Origin of the sequence: Bradyrhizobium sp. SUTN9-2, from assembly GCF_003122645.1 — a bacterium.
Taxonomy (GTDB): Bacteria; Pseudomonadota; Alphaproteobacteria; order Rhizobiales; family Xanthobacteraceae; genus Bradyrhizobium; species Bradyrhizobium yuanmingense.
This window is the reverse complement of sequence record NZ_LAXE01000001.1, coordinates 4,726,366-4,731,162: the sequence shown is the minus strand read 5'-3', so window position 1 is coordinate 4,731,162 and position 4,797 is coordinate 4,726,366. Positions and strand designations below refer to the sequence as shown.

Annotated in this window: 5 protein-coding genes; 1 reads left to right on the top strand and 4 read right to left on the bottom strand. The window is 64.6% G+C overall.

The genetic code is table 11. The annotated features are described in order from the left end of the window. Nucleotides 1-11 precede the first annotated feature (11 nt). From XF30_RS21925 to XF30_RS21910, 4 genes are all read right to left on the bottom strand, one after another. Nucleotides 12-938: a dihydrodipicolinate synthase family protein gene (locus XF30_RS21925; protein ID WP_036027961.1), complete on the bottom strand. Its 927-nt coding sequence runs from the start codon at nt 936-938 to the stop codon at nt 12-14. Between the two features lie 73 nt (nt 939-1,011). Next, nucleotides 1,012-1,995, bottom strand: a complete 984-nt coding sequence (locus XF30_RS21920; RefSeq protein WP_109143828.1) for a TRAP transporter substrate-binding protein — start codon at nt 1,993-1,995, stop codon at nt 1,012-1,014. 18 nt (nt 1,996-2,013) lie between these two features. After that, entirely contained in the window at nt 2,014-3,279 is a 1,266-nt protein-coding gene (locus XF30_RS21915; protein ID WP_036045581.1) for a TRAP transporter large permease, read from the bottom strand. Next, nucleotides 3,279-3,887, bottom strand: coding sequence for a TRAP transporter small permease (locus tag XF30_RS21910; RefSeq protein ID WP_035999731.1), 609 nt, complete (start codon nt 3,885-3,887; stop codon nt 3,279-3,281). The genes XF30_RS21915 and XF30_RS21910 overlap by 1 nt, the downstream gene beginning before the upstream one ends. Nucleotides 3,888-4,118: 231 nt before the next feature. Between XF30_RS21910 and XF30_RS21905 the strand changes: the two genes are divergently transcribed. Next, on the top strand, nt 4,119-4,797 hold a 679-nt coding region (locus XF30_RS21905; RefSeq protein WP_109143827.1), incomplete at its 3' end, for a GntR family transcriptional regulator.

Below are 4,797 nucleotides of genomic sequence, written 5' to 3'. Positions count from 1 at the left end.
AAACTTTTCCCTCAAGCCGCCTTCAGCCCGACATCCGGCAGGCGCGGGCGGTTCTTCAGCGCCTTGGCCATCAGGGCCTCGACCTCGGCCTTTTCCTGCGGCAGCAGCGCAAGGCGCGGCGGGCGGGTCAGGGCGGTGCCGCGGCCCATGATGTGCTCGCACAGCTTGATGCACTGGACGAGGTCCGGGCGGGCATCGAGGTGCAGCAGCGGCATGAACCATTCGTAGAGCGGCATCGCCTCGGCGAAGCGCCCGGCCTTGGCGAGGCGGAACAGGGTCTCGCCCTCGCGCGGGAAGGCGTTGGACATGCCGGAGACCCAGCCCACAGCGCCCATGGCGACGCTCTCGACGATGACGTCGTCGAGACCTGCGAACAGCACGAAGCGGTCGCCGACCATGTTGCGGGTGTCGATGAATCGCCGCGTATCGCCGGAGGAATCCTTGAAGCAGACCACGGTCTCGACGTCGGCGAGCGAGGCCAGGATATCGGGCGTAACGTCGTTCTTGTAGATCGGCGGGTTGTTGTAGAGCATCACGGGAAGGTCAGTCGCGGAGGCAACGGCGCGGAAATGCGCGGCGGTCTCGTGCGGCTTGGAGGAATAGACCAGCGCCGGCATCACCATGACGCCGTCGATGCCGACGCGTGCGGCTTCCTTAGCGGTCTCCACCGCAAACGCCGTGGTGAATTCGGCGATGCCGCACAGCACGGGCACGCGGCCCTTCGCGACCGACTTCGCCGCTTCCATGATCGCGACCTTTTCCTTGCGCTCGAGCGAGGTGTTCTCGCCGACCGAGCCGCAGACGATCAGGCCGGAGACGCCGTCGCGGATCAATCCGTCCATCACCTTGGCGGTTGCGTCGATGTCGAGCGAGAGATCGTCGTGGAATTGGGTGGTGACGGCCGGGAAGACGCCTTCCCAGGCAACGCGGCGGCTCATGGTTTGACTCCAGGGGTATGTGCCGGCGGGGGGCTGGAGCCGCCGGCTTTTGTGAAAGGGATGGGGAACGGGATCAGAGCGTCGCGCCGACCTTGCGCAGCTCGGCGAGGACGGGGGCCTTGGGCAGCCAGATCTTGTCGAACTCGGCGATGACGGCCTCGGTGTCCTTGGCGTCGACCTGGCGGATCGGGATTGGTGCTTTCTTGAAATTCTCGATCAGCGTGGGCTCGTTGCCGGCGAGCTCGTCGATCTGCGCGTCCAGCGTCGTCTTGATCGTTTTCGTGACCAGCTCGCGATCGGCGACGGGCAGCGATTGCCAGACGCGGCCGGAGACGACCGCGGCCATCGGCATGAAGACGGCGTTCATCTGCAGGATCACCTTCGACACCTTGTCGAAGCGCTGGTTCCAGGAGAATTCGAGATCGGCTTCGAGGCCGTCGACCTGGCCGTTGGCCATGGCGTCGAACACCTGCGGCGTCGGGATCGGCGTCGGCGCCGCGCCGAGCGAGGAATAGAAGTCGCGATAGACCGGGGTCGGGTTGATGCGCAGCTTCATGCCCTTGATGTCGGCGAGCGTGTTCAGGTCCTTGGAGGAGAACACCGCGCGCATTCCAGTGATGCCCCAGCCGAGCCCGATCGTGCCGGTCTCCTGCGGCAGCACCTCGAACAACTTCACCGCCGCCGGATGCCGCACGAACTTTGCCACCGCCGGCGTCGAGCGCACGATGTAAGGCGCGTTGATCGCGGCGATGTGCGGCACGCGCGAGCCGAGCTCGGCGGCCTGGATGAAGCCCATGTCGAGCGCGCCGGACTGCAATTGCTGCATCATCGCGGTCTCGTTGCCGAGCTGGCCGGCGTGGAAGACGGTCAGGGTCAGGCGGCCGTTGGTGGCGGCCTTGAGCTCGTCACCGAATTTGAGCGCGGCCTTGTTCCAGGAATGGCCGTTCGGCGTGATCAGGCCGAGACGGAATTCCTTGGCCTGGGCGAGCGCCAGCGACGGGGCGAACACCGAGGCGGCGGCACTGGCGGCGAGAAAGTGGCGGCGTGAAAGCGGCATCGTGGGACTCCTTTGGGCCTATTTGACGAGGATCAGCGAGAGCGATGGGTACAGCGAGAGCAGCACCAGGAGGATGCAGGCGATGACGAAGAAGGGCAGCGTCACCATGAACATCCTGCCGGGCTTGGCGCCGGTGACGGCGGCCGCGACGAAGAAGCAAAGCCCGACCGGCGGCGACAAAAGGCCGAGCACGAGGTTGATCACCACGACGACGCCGAATTGCCGGGGGTCGATGTGATAGATCTCGGTTGCGACCGGCAGCAGGATCGGCACCGTCATGATCAAGCCGGGAATGCCGTCGATGACAGTGCCGATCAGCAGCAGGATGACGTTGCAGATCAGCATGAAGCTGACCGGATCCTTGGCGACGGTCTGGATCCAGGCGGCGGTCTCCTGCGGCACCTTGCCGAAGATCAGCACCCAGGAGAACACCGCGGCGGCCGCCACCAGAAACAGCACGATCGCCGAATAGATCGCACTGCGCAGCATCATCTGTGGCAGCTGCGAGAACTTGAACTCCTTGGTCCAGAACTTTCCGACCAGGGCCGCAGCCACCGCGCCGACGGCCGCGGATTCCGTGGCGTTGGCGAGGCCGCCGAGAATGGTGCCGACGATGACGATCGGGATCAGCAGCGTCGGCGAGGTCCGCAGGATGGTCATCACGCGCTGGCGCGGCGTCTGGTAGGCCGCGCGCGGATAGTTGTAGATGTAGCCCATCAGCGCGATGACGAGGCAGAACATCACGGTGAGGATGACGCCCGGGACGATGCCGGCGATCAGCATGTCGCTTACCGAGACCTGCGCCAGCACGCTGTAGACCACGAACATCACCGAGGGTGGGATGATCGGGCCGAGCATGCCGCCATAGGCGGTCAGGCCGGCCGCGAAGGTCTTGTCGTAGCCCTTCTTCTCCATCTCGGGGACCATGATCTGCGCCATGATCGCGACCTGCGCGGTCGCCGATCCCAGGATGGACGAGATGAACATGTTGGCGAGGATGTTGACGTAGGCGAGACCACCCTTGAGTGAGCCGACGAAGGCCATCGCCATGTCGACGATGCGCCGCGTGATGCCGCCGCCATTCATGATCTCGCCGATCAGGATGAAGAGCGGGATCGCGATCAGGCCGTAGCTGTCGACGCCGCCGAACAGCTGCAGCGGATAGGATTGGAACAGCACCGGGTTGCCCGAGGCGGCGATGTAGACGAGGCCGGCGAGGCAGAGACAGAGGCCAATCGGTACGCCGACCAGCATGAAGGCCATGAAGGCTGCTGACGTGATCATCAATTGACCCCGTCGAGCTCGGAGAGCTGGAAGCCCTTCGGCGGCGTGCGCGGGACCAGCTCGAGATCTTCCAGCAGGTTGGCGAGACCATGTACGGTCATCGACACCGCGAAGATCGGCAGCGTCAGATAGAGCACCCAGGTCGGCCAGTTCAGCGTCTGCGTGCGCTCGGTGTAGAGGAAGTTGAAGGTCTCGGCGGCGAGCTTACGCCCGTCGAAGCCGGCGCGGGCGAGGCCCACCGGGTCCATCCAGAGCACGCAGGTGACGATCAGGGCGACGCCGAACACCACGACGAGGCCGGTCGAGATCACTTTTGCAAATTTCTGGTGCTGACCGGAAAGTCGCTCCGTCAGCATGGTCACGGCGAAATCGAGCCTCAGCCGCGTCATCGCGGATGCCCCGATGAAGGTCAGCCAGACCACGCAATAAACGGCGGATTCATCGATCCAGTAGATCGGGAAATGCGAGTAGCGGGTGACGACGTTCACCAGGATCAGGCCGGTGAGCAGGTACATCAGGCCCATCAGCGCGAGCCGCTCGCAGGCCAGCAGGGCACTCGACATCCGGACGATCATGCGTCGGAGGCTGAGTGCGCGCGTGGCCGGCATGGTCTGCTCGATCATGAAAGAGGCCCCAACCCCCTGAAGATTTGTCGTGCGATCGCCAAATGTATAATTTATACATTTTGGGAGTCAAACGGAGTTTGCGGTCATTTCGGCGGCAGGGCGCGCGTTTGCTGGGCATTATGCTTGTGGCGCCCCGGCTTTTGCCGGACAACTCGACATGCAAGACAGGGACCGCGTCGGCCGCACGAGTCGGGAAGGACAACGGACGATCAGATGAAACAGCCTCTGAAGCATCGCACCCTGTCGGCTGCGATCGTCGACCAGCTCCGCCAGGCAATCCTCGACGGCTCCTATCCGGCCGGATCGCAGCTGCGCCAGGACGCGCTGGGCGAAGCCTATGGCGTCAGCCGCATCCCGGTGCGCGAGGCGCTGTTCCAGCTCGAGGCGGAAGGCTTGGTGCGCATCGTGCCGCAGAAGGGCGCCATCGTCTCGGAGCTGTCGTTGGACGAGATCAACGACGTGTTCGACCTCCGCCGTATCCTGGAGCCGCGACTGCTGGCGCAGTCGGCGCCGCGCTTCACCGCGCAGGATTTCGACGGGCTCGACGACATCCACCGGAGCTTCGAGAAGGCGATCAAGGCGCGCAACGTCAGTGAGTGGGGCCAGCTCAATGCCGACTTCCACATGGCGCTCTACGTCCACGCCCCGCAGCCGCGCACGCGCGCGATCGTGCTGTCGCTGCTGCAGACCAGCGACCGCTACACGCGGCTACAACTCTCCAACACCAAGTCGATGGGCATTGCCGAGAAGGAGCACGCCCATCTGATCGCGCTCTGTCGTGCGCAGAAAGTAGAGGAGGCCTGCCGCTTCCTGGAGCGGCACATCGAGGCCGTGCGCAAAGACCTGCTGCAGGTGGTGGCGAACGCGCCGAAGTCGCGGCGGAAGGAGAAAT

What these genes read in the sequence shown, in the direction of transcription:
- XF30_RS21925 (WP_036027961.1), bottom strand. Translation starts at nt 938, where the DNA reads ATGAGCCGCCGCGTTGCCTGGGAAGGCGTCTTCCCGGCCGTCACCACC.
- XF30_RS21920 (WP_109143828.1), bottom strand. Translation starts at nt 1,995, where the DNA reads ATGCCGCTTTCACGCCGCCACTTTCTCGCCGCCAGTGCCGCCGCCTCG.
- XF30_RS21915 (WP_036045581.1), bottom strand. Translation starts at nt 3,279, where the DNA reads ATGATCACGTCAGCAGCCTTCATGGCCTTCATGCTGGTCGGCGTACCG.
- XF30_RS21910 (WP_035999731.1), bottom strand. Translation starts at nt 3,887, where the DNA reads ATGCCGGCCACGCGCGCACTCAGCCTCCGACGCATGATCGTCCGGATG.